The sequence below is a fragment of the Pseudomonas sp. Z1-14 genome (assembly GCF_051132005.1).
Lineage (GTDB): Bacteria > Pseudomonadota > Gammaproteobacteria > Pseudomonadales > Pseudomonadaceae > Aquipseudomonas.
Window position 1 is genome coordinate 1 of record NZ_CP071646.1, and the last position, 15,639, is coordinate 15,639.

Annotated in this window: 16 protein-coding genes; 3 read left to right on the forward strand and 13 right to left on the reverse strand. The window is 61.4% G+C overall.

Features of this window, described 5'->3' with window-relative positions; all coding sequences use genetic code 11:
- Positions 1-181: 181 nt before the first annotated feature.
- Complete coding sequence (locus J3P89_RS00005) at positions 182-1,066, reverse strand: alpha/beta fold hydrolase (protein WP_434696390.1); 885 nt, start codon at positions 1,064-1,066, stop codon at positions 182-184.
- 88 nt (positions 1,067-1,154) lie between these two features.
- Here J3P89_RS00005 and J3P89_RS00010 point away from each other — a divergent pair, with 88 nt between their 5' ends.
- The gene (locus J3P89_RS00010; protein WP_434696391.1) at positions 1,155-1,928 is read left to right on the forward strand and encodes a helix-turn-helix domain-containing protein; all 774 of its coding nucleotides are present in this window, start codon (positions 1,155-1,157) and stop codon (positions 1,926-1,928) included.
- Positions 1,929-2,161: 233 nt separating this feature from the next.
- On the opposite strand, the gene J3P89_RS00015 is transcribed toward J3P89_RS00010, so the two are convergent.
- Genes J3P89_RS00015 through J3P89_RS00035 form a run of 5 tightly spaced genes read right to left on the reverse strand, consistent with a single transcriptional unit; the run spans position 2,162 to position 6,067 of the window.
- Positions 2,162-2,797, reverse strand: a complete 636-nt coding sequence (locus J3P89_RS00015) for an SCO family protein (protein WP_434696393.1) — start codon at positions 2,795-2,797, stop codon at positions 2,162-2,164.
- A complete protein-coding gene (gene cyoE, locus J3P89_RS00020) occupies positions 2,794-3,693 on the reverse strand; it encodes a heme o synthase (protein WP_305497816.1) in 900 nt (299 codons plus the stop codon). The genes J3P89_RS00015 and cyoE overlap by 4 nt, the downstream gene beginning before the upstream one ends.
- Positions 3,681-4,760 (reverse strand): COX15/CtaA family protein, encoded by a 1,080-nt coding sequence (locus J3P89_RS00025; protein WP_434696394.1) that lies wholly within the window; start codon positions 4,758-4,760, stop codon positions 3,681-3,683. Before J3P89_RS00025 ends, cyoE begins: the two co-directional genes overlap by 13 nt.
- Before the next feature lie 10 nt (positions 4,761-4,770).
- Positions 4,771-5,364 carry a hypothetical protein gene (locus tag J3P89_RS00030; RefSeq protein WP_434654641.1) on the reverse strand — a complete coding sequence of 198 codons (594 nt, stop codon included), beginning with the start codon at positions 5,362-5,364 and terminating at the stop codon, positions 4,771-4,773.
- Positions 5,330-6,067 carry an SURF1 family protein gene (locus J3P89_RS00035; RefSeq protein WP_434696395.1) on the reverse strand — a complete coding sequence of 246 codons (738 nt, stop codon included), beginning with the start codon at positions 6,065-6,067 and terminating at the stop codon, positions 5,330-5,332. The genes J3P89_RS00030 and J3P89_RS00035 overlap by 35 nt, the downstream gene beginning before the upstream one ends.
- Before the next feature lie 70 nt (positions 6,068-6,137).
- Here J3P89_RS00035 and J3P89_RS00040 point away from each other — a divergent pair, with 70 nt between their 5' ends.
- Positions 6,138-6,341, forward strand: coding sequence for a twin transmembrane helix small protein (locus J3P89_RS00040; protein ID WP_305497823.1), 204 nt, complete (start codon positions 6,138-6,140; stop codon positions 6,339-6,341).
- A gap of 24 nt (positions 6,342-6,365) precedes the next feature.
- Here J3P89_RS00040 and J3P89_RS00045 read toward each other — a convergent pair whose 3' ends face one another.
- From J3P89_RS00045 to coxB, 4 genes are all read right to left on the reverse strand, one after another.
- Positions 6,366-7,253, reverse strand: coding sequence for a cytochrome c oxidase subunit 3 (locus tag J3P89_RS00045; RefSeq protein ID WP_305497825.1), 888 nt, complete (start codon positions 7,251-7,253; stop codon positions 6,366-6,368).
- A 24-nt stretch (positions 7,254-7,277) separates the two neighbouring features.
- Positions 7,278-7,829, reverse strand: a complete 552-nt coding sequence (locus tag J3P89_RS00050) for a cytochrome c oxidase assembly protein (protein WP_434654645.1) — start codon at positions 7,827-7,829, stop codon at positions 7,278-7,280.
- Positions 7,830-7,943: 114 nt separating this feature from the next.
- Positions 7,944-9,536, reverse strand: coding sequence for a cytochrome c oxidase subunit I (ctaD, locus tag J3P89_RS00055; RefSeq protein ID WP_305497829.1), 1,593 nt, complete (start codon positions 9,534-9,536; stop codon positions 7,944-7,946).
- Positions 9,537-9,618: 82 nt separating this feature from the next.
- Positions 9,619-10,746 (reverse strand): cytochrome c oxidase subunit II, encoded by a 1,128-nt coding sequence (coxB, locus tag J3P89_RS00060; RefSeq protein ID WP_434570823.1) that lies wholly within the window; start codon positions 10,744-10,746, stop codon positions 9,619-9,621.
- 374 nt (positions 10,747-11,120) lie between these two features.
- Here coxB and J3P89_RS00065 point away from each other — a divergent pair, with 374 nt between their 5' ends.
- Positions 11,121-11,771, forward strand: coding sequence for a hypothetical protein (locus tag J3P89_RS00065; protein WP_434570825.1), 651 nt, complete (start codon positions 11,121-11,123; stop codon positions 11,769-11,771).
- Between the two features lie 170 nt (positions 11,772-11,941).
- Here J3P89_RS00065 and J3P89_RS00070 read toward each other — a convergent pair whose 3' ends face one another.
- The 3 genes from J3P89_RS00070 to J3P89_RS00080 form a co-directional block, all read right to left on the reverse strand.
- On the reverse strand, positions 11,942-13,471 hold the full coding sequence (locus J3P89_RS00070) for a SulP family inorganic anion transporter (protein WP_434696396.1): 1,530 nt from the start codon (positions 13,469-13,471) through the stop codon (positions 11,942-11,944).
- Between the two features lie 90 nt (positions 13,472-13,561).
- The gene (locus J3P89_RS00075; RefSeq protein ID WP_305497838.1) at positions 13,562-14,293 is read right to left on the reverse strand and encodes a carbonic anhydrase; all 732 of its coding nucleotides are present in this window, start codon (positions 14,291-14,293) and stop codon (positions 13,562-13,564) included.
- Between the two features lie 201 nt (positions 14,294-14,494).
- Entirely contained in the window at positions 14,495-15,553 is a 1,059-nt protein-coding gene (locus J3P89_RS00080) for a PA0069 family radical SAM protein (protein WP_434696397.1), read from the reverse strand.
- Between the last annotated feature and the right edge of the window lie 86 nt (positions 15,554-15,639).

The following is a 15,639-nucleotide window of genomic DNA, read 5'->3' on the forward strand; positions in this document are numbered from 1 at the left end:
CAGCCGAGCGGGAGCAAGCTCCCTCGCCACGGGCGGTGTCTGGGCTGGCGTCATCGCGAGCAAGCTTTGCTCCCACAGGTTTGTGGCTTAACTGACCGGCAGTCACCGCTCTGCGCTTCACTCTGGGTGTGCTTAAGCCAAAGTCGGCGAACCAGGAGCCCAGCTCCGGTATCACTCCACCCTACTCCTGCTTTGCCAACAGAAAGACCTTGAGGTGTTGAATCACCTGCTCTGGTTGGTCTTCATGAACATACAACTTGGCCTTGTCGATGCTGATAAAGCCGCCAAGGTTGGCAAAGCTTCGGCTCATCTCAATGGCATACGGCTCAGGGAAGATATCGTCCTGCCGCCCCCAGATCAGCAAGGTCTGTGCCTCGATCTGGCCATGAAGGCGGCTCAAGGCATCGAGCTGCGGCCAATCAAGCACTGCGATAAAGGCGCACCGGGCTTGCTCCATGCTCTGCGCGGACTGGATCAGCGGCGCGATAAAGCGCCGATGAAAGCTGCCGAGCAAGTGCTGGTGATCGTAGAGCGTTCCGCCAAACCCCCGCTTCGAACACAGATAGGCAGCACTTCTTAGCTGGATGCGAGCAAGCGCGCCGTATCCCGGTAACCAACGCGCCAGTTGTTTGTACAGACGCTGGTTGGGTGCGCGATGCCCAGGTATTTCGCTATTGAGCAGAATCAACTTGGCCACGCGGCTGGCGTCCCAAAGTGCAAGGTAGCGGGCGGCGATACCGCCGCTGTCATTACCCAACAGGCTATAGCCCTGCGCAATGCCCAAGGCCGCAAGTAAACCCTGGAGCAGACGCGCCTGGCCGGCGGGGCTCAGATCATGTTCTGTTGACCAGGCCGTCATGCCTGCGCCAGGGAGATCCGGCACAATGCAACGAAAGCCTGAGGCAAGCGCATCGACCAACGGCGCAAAGGTATCGCCATTAAGTGGCCAGCCGTGCAGCATCAGCAGTACCGGACCTGTTCCATAGTCGCGATAACCAAAACGCAGCCCTTCGATACTGATGAATTGATGCGGTGCGGCAAGGAAGCCGCTGGTGTATGCATTCATTGTGCTGCCTCAAGTGCTGTGGAGTTTCGGCCAATGTAGTGGCAGACAGGGCGAGCGACTTGTAAGAACCAACTGACTTGAGGACGCCGTGCAGAATTTTTTGATCCTGGGCAATCAGCTCACCCTGTATGTCGGGCCGCTACCCGACATCAGCCTCCATCGACATAGCGCCAGCGCTCTATGCCTGGGGTTACAGGCGCCGATTCAGGCACGGGGCACCGACGCAAGCCCATGGCAGCGTTACGATCAGTTATTCGTGCCAGCAGGTGTCGCGCATGCTTTGGCGTTTGCCGGGCAACCTGTGGCGGTGTTGTTCTTTGAGAAACAGAGCCGCCTCTACCAGCAGTTGCTGCTGCGTTACAACCTATCTACCGAGCACTTGAGCGATCCCGGGCCGAGCGCTGGCAACTGGCTGACGGAACTCAAAGGGTTGACGGGCCGCGATGTGCAGGAAGGCGAAGCCCTTCTCGGGCAAATCGCCATGCGTTTGCTGCCCGATACGGGCGAGTCGAACCACGCAGACCCACGGGTACTCAAGGTGCTGGATGCGATGCAGGCGCAGCCCCAGCGCAATTTCACCACCCGGGAACTGTCGGCCCTCGTTTGTCTGTCGCCAAGCCGCCTTTCTGCACTGTTCAACCAGGCCATGGGGCTGCCGCTGAGGCGCTACCGGGTGTGGCTGCGTCTGCGCGCGCTGGTCAGTTTTGTCAGCCAGGGGCTATCGCTCACCGAAGCCGCGCAGATGGCGGGGTTCAGCGACTCAGCCCACTTCAGCAACAGTTGCCGCAAGCTACTGGGGGTCAAGCCGACTGACGTGCTTGCTGGTGATGATCTACGCATCCTCTTTTCCAACCGCCTGTGAACAGCCTTTATGATCCTCGCTACACATTGCGTCGATCTCAAAGCCACCATCAAGAACAGAGTCAGGGTCTGTAAAGCGACCTGGCGCAGAGCAGCTTTTGTGGCGAGGGAGCTTGCTCCCGCTGGCCTGCGCAGCAGGCCCCTGCATTTCTTCAGGCAAACCGTATCGTCCGGTCTTGCGGCTGCTGCGCAACCGAGCGGGAGCAAGCTCCCTCGCCACAGGTCTTGCATCGTTTATTTGTGTTTCAGCATCTCCGGCAACTGCGCCACCAACTTCTGATTATTCAACGGCGCACGGATAAACCCACGTTGGGTGCCGTCCGGGCCGATGACGGCGAGATTGCCGCTGTGGTCGACGGTGTAGTTGGGCTTGCTGGTGTCCGCCGGGATGAACGGGATGCTCACCGCGTTGGCGAGCTTTTGCAGGTCTTGCACCGAGGCGGCGGTCAGGCCAATGAACTGCGGGTCGAAGTAACCCAGGTACTGCTTGAGTTGCTTGGGCGTGTCGCGGTTCGGGTCGACGCTCACCAGCACGATCTGCAACTTGGCCACTGCCTCGGGCGGCAGCTCGCTCTTGATCTGGCGCAGCTGGGCGAGGGTGGTCGGGCAGATGTCCGGGCAGAAGGTGTAACCGAAGAACAGCAGGCTCCATTTGTCTTTCAGCTCGTTCATCGTCACTGGTTGGCCGTCCTGGTCGGTCATTTTCACGTCCGGCAGGTTGCGGCTTTGCGGCAGCAGGATGATGCCGGCGTCAATCAGTGCGGTCGGGTCGCCCTGGCCTTTGCCGGACAGCACCTTATTGATGGTCAGGCCGAGGATCAGTGCGATCACGGCCACGAGGATGAAGACGGTTTTCTGGGTTCGGGTCATAGGCTCAACAGTAAGTAGTGATCTACAAGCAGGGCGATGAACAGCAGGAACAAGTACCAGATAGAGTACTTGAACGTGTTGATCGCCGCGTGCGGCCGACTGCCACGGTACAGCACCACGGCCCATTGCAGGAACCTGGCGCCCAGTACAAGCGCGCACGCCAGGTACAGCAACCCGCTCATCTGGATCACGAACGGCATCAGGCTGACCGCCAGCAGCACCAGGGTGTACAGCAGGATATGGATCTTGGTGTAGTGCTCGCCGTGGGTCACCGGCAGCATCGGGATGTCTGCCTTGGCGTATTCCTCCTTGCGATGGATCGCCAGGGCCCAGAAATGCGGTGGGGTCCAGGCGAAGATGATCAACACCAGCAGCAACGGTTCGGCGCTGACGTGACCGGTGGCCGCGACCCAGCCCAGCAACGGTGGCGCCGCGCCTGCGAGGCCGCCAATGACGATGTTCTGAGGTGTGGCGCGCTTGAGGAACCCGGTGTAGATCACCGCGTAGCCGAGTAGCGAGGCCAGGGTCAGCCAGGCGGTCAGCGGGTTGGTGAAGACCAGCAGCATCGCCTGGCCAGCCAGCGCCAGTGCCAGGGCGAACGTCAGCGCGGCGGCCGGCGAGACCCGGCCCTCGGCCAATGGCCGCTTGTGGGTGCGCGCCATCACCGCGTCGATACGCCGATCCACCACATGGTTGACCGCCGCCGCGCCACCGGCGCACAGCGCAATTCCCAGGTTGCCGAACACCAGCACTGTCCAGGGCACTCCGGCACGGGTCGCGAGGAACATGCCGACCAGCGAGGTGATCAGCATCAGTACCACCACCTTGGGCTTGGTCAGCTCCAGGTAATCGCGCCAGATCGCCTGGCTGTGGCGTGTACCGGTCAGGGTTGCCATGGCATCTCTCCTTTGATCGTGATGGGGCCGACGCCGTGTTCAGGCGGATTGAAGCGCCAGCGCAGCGGGACCTGATGCCGTACCCGGACCAGGCTGGTCCGGGCGTGATAGTTGACCAGCACCAGGCTCAGCAACAGCGCGGCGCCCCCAGCGTTATGGGCCACCGCCACCGGCAGCGGCAGATGAAACACGACGTTGCTTATACCCAGGCTAATTTGCGCTGCGAGTGCGGCGAGGACCAGTCCCGCCAGTCGGGTCATGCCCACAGTCTTGAGCTGCCAGGCCAGCCCCAGCAGCACCACCGTCACCAGCAAGGCGCCGATGCGGTGGGTCACGTGGATGGCGGTGCGGGCGTCGCTGTCCAGTTGCCCGCCCAGGTAATTCGGGCCGATGTGCTGGGTCAGGTGAAAACCATTGGCGAAATCGGCGGGCGGCATCCATTGGCCGTGGCAGGTAGGAAAGTCGATACAGGCCACCGCGGCGTAATTGGAGCTGACCCAACCGCCCAGGGCGATCTGGCCGATCACCAGCAACAGCCCAGCCGTGGCCCAGTGTTGCAGGCGCTTGGGCACGGTCAGCGCCGGCAACACGCCGGACAATCTCAGCGTGAGCAAAAACAGCAGGCTCAACGTCGCGAACCCGCCCAGCAAATGCCCGGTGACGACTTGCGGCCAGAGCTTGAGCGTGACGGTCCACATGCCGAACGCCGCTTGGGCGAACACCACCGCCAGCAGGAACAGTGGCAGTTTTAATGGCAGGCCGGGGTGGCGGCGGTTCGTCCAGGCGCGGGCGGCCAGCGCGGCAATCATCAGTGCCAACGCACCGGCGAAATAGCGATGGACCATTTCGTTCCAACCTTTATGGGCTTCCACCGGGGTGTCGGGAAAATGCAACTCGGCATGGGCCAGCTGGGCTTCGCCCTTGGGCACGCTGATGAAACCGTAGCAACCGGGCCAATCGGGGCAACCGAGGCCGGCGTGAGTCAGGCGGGTGTAGGCGCCCAACAGTACGACAATCAATGCCAGCAACGTGGCAAACAGCGCGAGGCGAAATCCAGGCTTGGCCATGTCGATGCCCTTATCCGATGTTGGACAATTTCAGCAGGTGGCGCAGGTCGTTGAGCAGGTCCTTGCCCTTGACCCGGGCGTCGTAGCGCAGCACCAGGTTGCTGTGGGGGTCGATGATCCACAGCTGGGCGCCGCCGGAGCCCTGGGCGCCTTTCTGATAGGCCGGCAGGTCCAGCGGATAACGTTGTAGTTGCGGATATTCGCGCTGCAGTTGGGCGTCGTATTCCGCCTCCAGCGGTTGCGCTATCGCCAGGGCATGGCTGGCGCGGCCGGCCTCGCGACCCAGGCCGATCTGCACCTGCCGGGCCAGGTACACCAGTTGCCGGCAATCCACCGAGCACTCCTGCGGCGCTGTTACCAGAATCTGCCAGCGCTGCTCGTCGGCCTGCACGCCGATGTCCGCGCGGGACTGGCCGTTGCCGATCAACTCGCCGTGATAGCTGCGACTGTCCGGGACCCAGAACTGGAACTTGTACATGCCGGTGGCGAGGATCATCGGGCCGACCACGCCCAGCACAATCAACAGCAATTGCACGCGCCCCTTGCGCCGGCGGCGTGCGTCGGGCGCGTCAGACATGTTGGTTGGATTCATGGTGCTTCCCATGGTGTCTCCCTGCGTTGTGCCATCCGAGATAAAGGAAAAGGCCGAACAGCGCCGCCGCCATGGCGAACCACTGCACGGCATAACCAAGGTGTTTTTCCGGGCCCATGGCAACCACCGGCCAATCGGTCCGGTAGGCGCCAGGGCCGCTTTGTTGCCTCAATTCGTAGGCGAAGCCGCCGCGGCCCAGTTCGGCCCAGAGCTTCTGCGGTTCGATAGCGGTGACCAGCCGCGGCCACGGGGCGCTGGCCGGGTCGGCGTGCAGTTGGAACGTGGCGCCGGGCGCGACGTAGACCCAGGCTTGCAGGTCGATGGGTTGCTCCGGCGTGCTGAAGACTGGCGGCGTACGGCGATCAGGCCAGGGCAGCCAGCCGCGATTGACCAGCAACCACAGCCCGCTGGCGTGGTCGAGGAACGGTTGCAGCAGTTCGACGCCGACCTTGCCGTCGTGCTGGCGGTTATCCAGCAGCAGGCTGTGTTCGGCGTCGAACTGGCCGTGCAGGCTGACGAGACGAAAGGCCGGACCCTCTGTTTGCGAAAGCTCCACGCTGTCCATCGGCTTGGCCACGCGGCGCTCGGCGTAGGTGTCCATGAGCAGGCGTTTCTGCTCGCCCCGGCTCAATTGCCAGAACCCCAGGCACACCATCACCGGCACCAGCACGGCCACCACCAGCGACGGCACGAGACCCGGCCGGAAGCCTTTCATGGCGCCGCCCGAAAGCTGTAGAACGGGATAGCTATACTCACGTGCATCGCGTTCCCCCGGAGTGTTCCTGATGCTAAAAGCAGCCATCGTCCTGATGCTGATCGCCACGATTGCCAGCCTGTTCAGCGGCTTGTTTTTTCTGGTCAAGGACGACAGCAATTCCAATCGCCTGGTCATCGCCCTGGCGATTCGCGTCAGCCTGGCCGTCGTCACCGTCGGCTTGATCGCCTGGGGCTTTTTCAGCGGCCAGTTGGTGTCGCATGCTCCTTGGTAAAGAGCCGCCTTGGTAACGGTTGCCTCAGAGTATGTAGACGAAGAAGAACAAGCCGATCCACACCACATCGACGAAGTGCCAATACCAGCTCGCGGCCTCGAAGCCGAACTGATGCTCGTTGTCGAAATGCCCACGCATGATGCGCATCAGCATCACGAACAGGATGATCGTGCCGATGGTGACGTGGGCGCCGTGGAAGCCGGTGAGCATGAAGAACGTCGCGCCGTAGATCCCCGAACCCAGGGTCAGGCCCAGTTCCTTGTAGGCGTGGATGTACTCCTCGGCCTGGAAACCCAGGAAGGCGCAACCCAGCAGCACGGTGATCGCCAGCCAGATTTTCAGCGCGCCGCGATGACCTTTCTTCAGGGCATGGTGGGCGATGGTGACGGTGACGCTGGAGCTGACCAGCAGGATGGTATTGAGCAGCGGCAAGCCCCACGGGCTGATGACGTCCTTGGGCGCCGGAAAGAGTTTCGGATCGGGGTTGTTCAGCAACGGCCAGACGTATTCGAAGTTCGGCCAGAGCATTTCCGACAGGCCCTTGCTGCCTTCGCCGGCCAGGCCGGGGGCCGACACCACGCGCACGTAGAACAGCGCGCCAAAGAAGGCGACGAAGAACATCACCTCGGAAAAGATGAACCAGCTCATGCCCCAGCGGAATGAGCGATCGAGCTGTGCGCTGTAGAGCCCGGCGCGGCTTTCCTTGATGACCGCGCCAAACCAGCCGAACAGCATGTAGGCCAGCAGCAGGCCGCCGACGAAAAAGATCAGCGGGCCGTGGGAATCCGGGCGCGCCGCTTTCAGGTCGTTGAACCAGGTCGCCAGGCCATACACCGTGACGAACATCCCGACCGTGGCGATGATCGGCCATTTGCTCTGGGCCGGAACGTAATAGTGCTCATGAGTTGCCATTTATTGTTCTCCTTATCGGGCACGCTATCGGTCAGTGTTTACAGCCACCGGTGGATGACGAGCGGTGATATCGAACAGCGTGTAGGACAGCGTCAGGTGCTTCACTTCCTTGGGCATGTCCCGGTCGACGATGAAGCGCATGGGCATTTCGATGCGTTCTCCGGGTTGCAGCACTTGCTGGGTAAAACAGAAACATTCGGTCTTGTGGAAATATGCAGCGGCGTTGCTCGGCGAAATGCTCGGCACCGCTTGGGCGCTCATCGGCCGATCGGTGGGGTTATGGGCGATGAATACCATCTCGTTGACCGCGCCCGGCTTGACCACCAACTGGTCGCCCCTTGGGTAGAAGTCCCAGACCATGTCCACCGAATTCGTGGACAAGAACTGCACCCGGACCTGCCGCGATTCATCAACGGTTTGCTCGCCCGTGTACTGCCCGCCGGTTTTGCCGTTGATGCCGAACGCCTTGCACATCACGTCGTAGATCGGCACCAGGGCAAACCCGAAGGCAAACATGGCCACCACCACCAGCAACAGGCGGGTGACCAGTTTTTTCAGCGAGATCGAGTCAGCCATGATTCTGAACCCCTACAGATAACTCTGTGGGAGCGGGCTTGCTCGCGAAGCAGGCGCTACGGTCTAACAGGAACACCGTGTCATCGTTCTTCGCGAGCAAGCCCGCTCCCACATTCATTTCACTTCCGGCGGCGTGGTGAAGGTGTGATATGGCGCTGGCGACGGTACGCTCCATTCCAGCCCTTCGGCGCCATCCCACGGCTTGGCCGGCGCCGGTTCACCGCCACGGATGGTCTTGATCACGATGAACAGGAAGAAGATCTGCGTGGTGCCGAACATGAACGCGCCGATGGACGAGACCATGTTGAAATCGGCGAACTGCAGGTTGTAGTCGGGAATCCGCCGGGGCATGCCCGCCAGGCCAACGAAGTGCATCGGGAAGAACGCCATGTTCATGCCGATGAACGAGAGCCAGAAGTGCAGCTTGCCGAGGGTTTCGTCGTACATGTGGCCGGTCCATTTCGGCAGCCAGTAGTAGGCCGAGGCGAAAATCCCGAAGATCGCACCCGGCACCAGCACGTAGTGGAAATGCGCGACCACGAAGTAGGTGTCCTGGTACTGGAAGTCCGCCGGCGCGATGGCCAGCATCAGCCCGGAGAAACCGCCGATGGAAAACAGGATCACGAACGCCACGGCAAACAGCATCGGTGTCTCGAAGGTCAGCGAGCCTTGCCACATGGTGCTCGCCCAGTTGAACACCTTCACCCCGGTGGGCACGGCGATCAGCAGGGTGGCGTACATGAAGAACAGTTCGCCCACCAGCGGGATGCCGACCACGAACATGTGGTGCGCCCAGACGATGAACGAGAGGAAGGCAATGGCCGCCGTGGCGTAGACCATCGAGGTGTAGCCGAACAGCGGCTTGCGCGAGAACGCCGGGATGATCGAGCTGACGGCACCGAAGGCCGGCAGGATCATGATGTACACCTCGGGGTGGCCGAAGAACCAGAACACATGCTGGAACAGCACCGGGTCACCGCCACCGGCGGCGTTGAAGAAGCTGGTGCCGAAGTGGATGTCCATCAGCATCATCGTCACGCAGCCGGCCAGCACCGGCATCACCGCAATCAGCAGGAAAGCGGTGATCAGCCAGGTCCAGACGAACAGCGGCATCTTCATTAGCGTCATGCCGGGGGCGCGCAGGTTGAGGATGGTGGCGACCACGTTGATCGCGCCCATGATCGAGCTGATGCCCATCAGGTGGATGGCAAAGATGAAGAACGTCACGCTTTCCGGCGCATAGGTGGTGGACAGCGGCGCGTAGAAGGTCCAGCCGAAGTTCGGTCCGCCGCCCGGTGTGAACAGGGTGGAGACCAGCATCAGGAACGCCGCCGGCAACAGCCAGAAACTGAAGTTGTTCATCCGCGGCAGGGCCATGTCCGGCGCGCCGATCATCAGCGGGACCATCCAGTTGGCGAGGCCGACGAAGGCCGGCATCACCGCGCCGAAGACCATCACCAGGCCATGCATGGTGGTCATCTGGTTGAAGAATTCCGGCTGCACGATCTGCAGGCCGGGCTGGAACAGCTCGGCGCGGATCACCATGGCGAACGAGCCGCCCAGCAGGAACATGGAGAACGCGAACCACAGGTACAGCGTGCCGATGTCCTTGTGGTTGGTGGTCAGTACCCAGCGCATCAGGCCCTTGGCGGGGCCGTGGGCGTGGTCGGCGCCGGCATGACCGTGGTCATCGATCACAGCACTCATGTCCTGTCTCCTTCGAACGAATGGGCTGGTCGGCGCGGGGCAACGAGCCCCGACCGGTTGCGGGAACAGACGTCAGGGCGGCTCATTGGCTATCCGCCTGTTTGAGTTCCAGCACTTCTTTAGGCGTAACCATGTCGCCCTTGTTGTTGCCCCAGGCGTTACGCTCATAGGTCACGACCGCGGCGATATCGACTTCCGATAGCTGTTTGCCGAACGCGGCCATGGAGGTGCCGGGCTTGCCGTGGAAGACAATGTTCAAGTGATCCTTGATCGGCCCGGTGGCGATTTTCGAGCCCTTAAGCGCCGGGAACATCGGCGGCAGGCCCTGGCCTTCGGCCTGGTGACAGGCCACGCAAGTGGTGTGGTAGACCTTGTCGCCGCGTTCCTTGAGTTCTTCCAGGGTCCATTCCTTGCTGGTCAGCTCTTTGAGCTGCGCGGCTTCGGCCTTGCGTTCGCCCAGCCATTTTTCGTAGTCGGGCTTGCTCTTGACCTCGACCACGATCGGCATGAAACCATGGTCCTTGCCGCACAGCTCGGCGCACTGGCCGCGATAAATGCCGGGCTTGTCGACGCGGGTCCAGGCTTCGTTGACGAACCCCGGAATGGCGTCGCGCTTGACGGCGAAGGCCGGCACCCACCACGAGTGGATCACGTCGGCGGAGGTCACCAGGAAGCGCACCTTGGCGTCGACTGGCAGCACCAGCGGCTTGTCGACTTCAAGCAGGTAGTGCTCGCCCTTGGTGCTCTGGTTGTGGATCTGTTCGGCAGGCGTGGCCAGGTTGCTGAAGAACTCGACGTCCTGGCCCAGGTATTTGTAGTGCCACTTCCATTGGTAGCCGGTGACCTGGACGTCGATCTCCGACTCGCTGGAATCGTACATCTTGATCAGCGTGGCGGTGGCGGGAACCGCCATGGCCACCAGTATCAGGAAGGGCACGATGGTCCAGAGGATTTCCACGCGGGTGTTTTCGTGGAAGTGGGCGGCGTTCTGCCCGGTTGAGCGGCGGTGCATCATCATCGACCAGAACATGGCGCCGAAGACGATGATGCCAATGACCACACAGATCCAGAAGATGGTCATGTGCAGGTCGAACACTGCGTTGCTGATCTGTGTCGCTCCAGGCGCCATATTCACAGTCCAGGCCGCTTGCGCCTGGCTGAAAATCGACCACAACAGGAGGCCCATCCATACGTGTGGATGTCGCGTCATTGCGGGTTCCCCTTATCGTTCTTGTTATCCCGTAGGCGTAACGCCTGCGGCAAGGGATCGGCATTCCAGACTGCTTACTTGACTCGCCGCGCCTTGCTGCACATGCAATCGGGTGTCATCGGCTAACTCCATTCCAAACCGAGTATAGACAGCACCCGCAACCTCGCAACGCGACGGCGTAAATCGTTTGAAACAGCTGGGACTTGCGCCAGAGCCCACGAATGGAGAAGGATGCGCAGCAGAGTGATGGCAAACCGATATAACGGCGACGTATCAAGGATGAGGCAGTTATGAAAAATAGGTCTTAGGAGTTTTTATGCGCCAGCTAAGTTATGTCATTCCTATTTCATTGCCTGTTGTTTCCTGGAGTTGTCATGAACACCGCCGCATTGCGCGAGCAGATCCAAAAAGCCCAACAGCACGAGGCCGAGACCGGCCTGCTGAGTCGTCAGTTGACGGCCCAGTTACCGACGCTGCACCCCGCCATCCAGCTCCCGGACGCGAACGCCAACGACGTTCTGGCGCGGTTTGTCGCAGCCTATATCAACGAAGTGCCTGACCTGCTGGATGCAGCCAATGACGTCGCCAGGGAGGCGGGTATCGAGTCGCAGATCAAGCCCGTACTGAAAATTGCCGAGCAGTATTTCCTCCAGCCTCCGACGATCATGGCCGGGCATGTCGGGCTCAACAGCCTGCTCGACGAAGCCTATCTGGCGCACCGGTTTGTCGAGGAGGTCAACGACCTGTACATCAAGCATTTCGGCCAGCCGCTGATCCCCCTGGACATGACGGTTGCCAATCTGATTGCCCATCAGTTGATCGGTGAGGAATTTGCCAACCAACTCGATGAGGTGGTGCACCACGCGTTCGACGAGATGCTCAACGACGAGACGTTTGCACTGGAGTCGGTGGAAACCTACCGCGAGAAGCTCAGCAGCCCGGAAACCGGCGCGGCCTGGAAGCGCTGGCCCTGCATGTCCCGCCGCTTGGGCGTCGGGCTGGAGCTGGATCAGCCGGCTGCTTGATCTATAGGCACACATCAAACCCTGTGGGAGCGAGCTTGCTCGCGAAGGCGTCGGATCAGCAAAATCGTAGTTGACTGACACACCGCTATCGCGAGCAAGCTCGCTCCCACATTGGATCTGTGGTGTTCATGAATCATGTGCCCTACACCCAACCCTTATGGGGTGAGATATCAGGCAGAGGCTGCGCCAACCCCCACGGTCGTGCGCAAGCGTCCTTCCAACCGGCGCTTGAGCCCGCGCGATTCGATCAACAACTTCGAACCCTTGCTGGCATTCGCCCGGCTCCATTCTTCGAGCAATTCCAGGCAGGAATGGTCGATATAGCTCAGGTTGTTGAGCGGCACATGCACCGTCGCGCCTTCGGGAATGGTGTTCAGCACCTGGGTCAGGGCTGGAACCTTGAGGAAGGTCGCCGCACCCACCAAGCGCAGTTCCATCTCGCCGTCCTGGGGCAAGTCGATCAGGCTGATCTTCAGGCGCGAGGCTTTCCACGCCAGTTTCACCAGGGTCAGGCCAAAACCGATCAGCACGCCGGTCAGCAGGTCGGTGAAGATGATCGCCAGCGCCGTCGCGGCGTAGGTGAACATCGGCATCCGGCCATAACGGCCCAGGCCACGGAACGCCTTGATATCCACCAGTTTGAAACCGGTGTAGACCAGCACACCCGCCAGGCTCGCCACCGGGATGCTTTGCAGCACGCTGGACAGCAGCAGCACGAAGAGCAGCAACCACAAACCGTGGAAGATCGTCGACATCCGTGTGGTCGCCCCGGCCTGGACGTTGGCTGAGCTGCGCACGATCACGCCGGTCATCGGCAAGGCACCGAGCAGGCCACAGAGCATGTTGCCGATACCTTGGGCGGACAGTTCACGATCGAAATCCGCCCGCTCGCCGCTGTGCATGCGATCGACGGCAGCCGCCGAGAGCAAGGTTTCCGCACTGGCGATGAAAGCGACCGCGAACGCGGCGATCAACACGGAGGGGTCGGCCAGGTTCAGCAAATCCGTCGGGCGCAGCCAGTCGATGGCTTCGGCCATGTTTTCCGGAACCTCCACGCGCTTGACCTGCAACGCCAGCAGCAGGCTGGCAACCGTTGCCAGGCCCACGCCGAGCAGGGCGCCAGGAACGAAGCGCAGGCTATGGGGGCGAAACTTTTCCCACAGCCACATCACCGCGATCGTCGACAGGCCGAGCAAACCGGCCTGCCAGCCGAACGAAGGTAGAGCCTGGGCCACTGCCGCCGGGAACGCCGCCAGGTTATCCAGCCCGGAAGGCTTGGGCGCCGCGTCGAGCATGACATGGACCTGGGACAAGATGATCAGCACACCGATACCGGCCAGCATGCCGTAGACCACGGCAGGCGCGGTGACCCTGAACCAGCAACCGAGGCGAAAACGCCCGGCCAGCAGTTGCAGCAGCCCGGCCAGCAAAAGGATCGGCCCGAGCATTGCTACGCCATGCTGGCGCACCAGTTCGAAGACCAGCACCGCCAAACCGGCCGCCGGGCCGCTGACTTGCAGCTTGGAGCCAGCCAGGAAGCCCACGATCAAACCACCGACGATACCGGTAATCAAGCCTTTGGCGGGTGGCAGGCCCGATGCAATGGCAATGCCCATGCACAAGGGCAGCGCCACCAGGAATACAACCACCGAAGCCAGGAGCTCCCGTGGCAGAACAGCTTTTAATTGAGCAGCACGCATGGCGACTCTCCCGAAATTTTCTTCAGGCATGGCAAGGCCCGCCCGCGCAAATGGCGGGAGGCTCGACCACACAAGGATGTTTAGGAGCGGTTAGAAGCGCGCTTTGGGCGTCGCCACCGGTATCGGATGGCTGCCATCGAGCGGCAGGAAACAACCCTGGTCCGCATCAAAGGCTTTGATCTCGCTGGTCTCGATGTTGTACACCCAGCCATGGATGAACAACTGGCCGCTGGCCATGCGAGAGGCCACCGAAGGGTGCGTTCGCAAATGCTGCAACTGGGCGATCACGTTCTCTTCGGTGAGGACGGGCATGGTCTGCTTTTCGTCACCGCACGGGCAGTTGTCGTGGACCATGGTCTTGGCGACTTCGGCGTGGCGCAGCCAGGCCTTGACCGTCGGCATTTTTTCCAGGGTGTCGGGGTTGAGCACCGCACGCATGGCGCCGCAATCGGAATGGCCGCAAACGATAATGTGTTGCACACCCAGGGCCAGCACGGCGTATTCAATGGCGGTGGAAACGCCGCCGTTCATTTGTCCGTACGGTGGAACGACGTTGCCGACGTTACGGGTCACGAACAGGTCGCCTGGGGAGCTATGGGTGATCAGCTCGGGCACGATGCGCGAATCGGCGCAGGTGATGAACATCGCCCGGGGTTTCTGGGCGGTGGCGAGTTTCTTGAAGAGTTCTTCCTGTTGGGGAAAGATCTCGTGATGGAAATGCAAAAAGCCGTCAACAATGTGCTGCAGCGCTGCATCGGCGGTTTCCGCCTCGGGTTGGGCTGAAGCCGACGCAGCCAACGGCTGTTTATCCTTGTCACTCATGATTCATCCTCTTGACGGTTACGACGTCAGTGGCTGGTTAAAAAACATCCGGATCGAAGCTCGACCCGTCAGTCACTCGCTGAACAAGGTAGCGGCCGAAACTTAACTCAAACTGAATCGAAGGCTCTAGGACAACGATTCCAGGGGTGGCGAAACACTGGCGCAGTTCATGTCCAGTGCCCGTTCCAAGGTCAACTTTAATCAAATCAACGACATCTGTCGGCCGGGCGGACAGAAGGCATCGCAGTTAAGATTGTAACCATCTCGTCGGTTCAGGCCCAAACGCTTGAGCGTCTTGGCGAAGCGCTGGGCCAGCAGGTCGGCGAACGGGCCTTCGCCGCGCATCCGCACGCCAAACCGGCTGTCATACAGTTCGCCGCCGCGGCTCTGGCGCACCAGGCTCAGCACATGGGCGGCGCGCTGCGGGTAGTGCGCCTGCAACCACTCCTCGAACAGCGGCGCCACTTCCAGCGGCAGGCGCAACATGACGTAGGCGGCATTCTGCGCACCGGCAGCGTGGGCTTCGGTCAGCAGGCTTTCAATCTCGCTGTCGTTGATCATCGGGATCATCGGCGCGCACAGCACGCCGACGTTGATGCCCGCCTCGCGCATGACCTTTATCGCCCGCAACCGGGCCTTCGGCGCCGCCGCGCGGGGTTCGAGGATGCGCTTGAGTTCGTCGTCCAGCGTGGTGAGGCTGATCATCACATGTACCAGGCGTTGCTCTGCCAGTTCGGTCAGCAGGTCGAGGTCGCGCAGGATCAATGAACCCTTGGTGACGATTGTCACCGGGTGCCGATAGCGCAGCAGCACTTCGAGAATCCGCCGGGTGATGCGCTGTTCGCGTTCGATCGGCTGGTAGGGATCGGTATTGGAACCCAGGGCAATCGGCGCGCATTGATAGCCGCGCCGCGACAGTTGCTCTTCCAGCACATCGGCGGCGTTGGTCTTGGCGATCAGCCTGGTTTCGAAATCCAGCCCGGGCGACATGTCCCAGTAGGCATGGCTGGGGCGCGCATAGCAGTAGATGCAGCCGTGTTCGCAGCCTCGATAAGGATTGATCGAACGATCGAAAGGGATATCCGTGGAGGTGTTTCGAGTGATGATGGTCTTGGCCGTTTCGATGCGCACCTCGGTGCCCTGGGTCGGTGGAACTTCCTGATACCAGCCATCGTCCTCGGCCACCGAACGGCTCGGCGCGAAGCGGTTGTGCGGGTTGGTGGCGGTGCCGCGGCCACGGGGCGGAAGTGAGACGGACATGGGAATACTCCGAAAGCTGTATGCGCATACAGTATTCGCTGCCGTCGATTCAAGCCAGTGCCGTTTGGCGGTTCAGGAAAAGCAGG

Excerpts from the sequence above, each read along its gene's own strand:
- J3P89_RS00005 (WP_434696390.1), bottom strand. The coding sequence starts at position 1,066 with ATGAATGCATACACCAGCGGCTTCCTTGCCGCACCGCATCAATTCATC.
- J3P89_RS00015 (WP_434696393.1), bottom strand. The coding sequence starts at position 2,797 with ATGACCCGAACCCAGAAAACCGTCTTCATCCTCGTGGCCGTGATCGCA.
- cyoE (WP_305497816.1), bottom strand. The coding sequence starts at position 3,693 with ATGGCAACCCTGACCGGTACACGCCACAGCCAGGCGATCTGGCGCGAT.
- J3P89_RS00025 (WP_434696394.1), bottom strand. The coding sequence starts at position 4,760 with ATGGCCAAGCCTGGATTTCGCCTCGCGCTGTTTGCCACGTTGCTGGCA.
- J3P89_RS00030 (WP_434654641.1), bottom strand. The coding sequence starts at position 5,364 with ATGGGAAGCACCATGAATCCAACCAACATGTCTGACGCGCCCGACGCA.
- J3P89_RS00035 (WP_434696395.1), bottom strand. The coding sequence starts at position 6,067 with ATGAAAGGCTTCCGGCCGGGTCTCGTGCCGTCGCTGGTGGTGGCCGTG.
- J3P89_RS00040 (WP_305497823.1), top strand. The coding sequence starts at position 6,138 with ATGCTAAAAGCAGCCATCGTCCTGATGCTGATCGCCACGATTGCCAGC.
- J3P89_RS00045 (WP_305497825.1), bottom strand. The coding sequence starts at position 7,253 with ATGGCAACTCATGAGCACTATTACGTTCCGGCCCAGAGCAAATGGCCG.
- J3P89_RS00050 (WP_434654645.1), bottom strand. The coding sequence starts at position 7,829 with ATGGCTGACTCGATCTCGCTGAAAAAACTGGTCACCCGCCTGTTGCTG.
- ctaD (WP_305497829.1), bottom strand. The coding sequence starts at position 9,536 with ATGAGTGCTGTGATCGATGACCACGGTCATGCCGGCGCCGACCACGCC.
- coxB (WP_434570823.1), bottom strand. The coding sequence starts at position 10,746 with ATGACGCGACATCCACACGTATGGATGGGCCTCCTGTTGTGGTCGATT.
- J3P89_RS00065 (WP_434570825.1), top strand. The coding sequence starts at position 11,121 with ATGAACACCGCCGCATTGCGCGAGCAGATCCAAAAAGCCCAACAGCAC.
- J3P89_RS00070 (WP_434696396.1), bottom strand. The coding sequence starts at position 13,471 with ATGCGTGCTGCTCAATTAAAAGCTGTTCTGCCACGGGAGCTCCTGGCT.
- J3P89_RS00075 (WP_305497838.1), bottom strand. The coding sequence starts at position 14,293 with ATGAGTGACAAGGATAAACAGCCGTTGGCTGCGTCGGCTTCAGCCCAA.
- J3P89_RS00080 (WP_434696397.1), bottom strand. The coding sequence starts at position 15,553 with ATGTCCGTCTCACTTCCGCCCCGTGGCCGCGGCACCGCCACCAACCCG.